Source organism: Flavobacterium macrobrachii (assembly GCF_014486675.1).
GTDB classification, from domain to species: domain Bacteria; phylum Bacteroidota; class Bacteroidia; order Flavobacteriales; family Flavobacteriaceae; genus Flavobacterium; species Flavobacterium macrobrachii.
This window is the reverse complement of the sequence record NZ_JACTAC010000183.1, coordinates 1-726: the sequence shown is the minus strand read 5'-3', so window position 1 is coordinate 726 and position 726 is coordinate 1. Positions and strand designations below refer to the sequence as shown.

Annotated in this window: 1 protein-coding gene; it reads left to right on the top strand. The window is 42.1% G+C overall.

What is annotated here, in order from left to right; all coding sequences use genetic code 11:
- Window positions 1-726, top strand: a 726-nt coding sequence (locus IAI56_RS15870) for a hypothetical protein (RefSeq protein WP_187658779.1), incomplete at both ends; no start/stop codon positions are given.

Genomic DNA, 726 nt, shown 5'->3' with positions numbered 1-726 from the left:
TACTACTTCATGTAGCTGGGTAAACCAAGGTACACAACCGGTACAACCACCAGTTGTAAACTGCTGGGATAATTTCCAATTCAACACAACGAGCTGTTCATGGGTAAACCAAGGTACACAACCTGTACAACCACCAGTTGTAAATTGCTGGGATAACTTCCAATTCAACACAACGAGCTGTTCATGGGTAAACCAAGGTTTACAACCTGTCCAACCACCAGTTGTAAACTGCTGGGATAACTTCCAATTCAACACAACGAGCTGTTCATGGGTAAACCAAGGTACACAACCGGTACAACCACCAGCTGTAAACTGTTGGGATAACTTCCAATTCAATACTACTTCATGTAGTTGGGTAAACCAAGGTACACAACCTGTACAACCACCAACTGTAAATTGTTGGGATAATTTCCAATTCAATACTACTTCATGTAGTTGGGTAAATCAAGGAACACAAGCGCCACAGCCACCAGTTGTAAACTGTTGGGATAACTTCCAATTCAATACAACAAGCTGTTCATGGGTAAATCAAGGTTCACAACCGGTACAACCACCAGTTGTAAATTGCTGGGATAACTTCCAATTCAATACTACTTCATGTAGTTGGGTAAACCAAGGTACACAACCTGTACAACCACCAGCTGTAAACTGCTGGGATAATTACCAGTTCAATACTACTTCATGTAGCTGGGTAAACCAAGGTACACAACCGGTACAACCACCAGT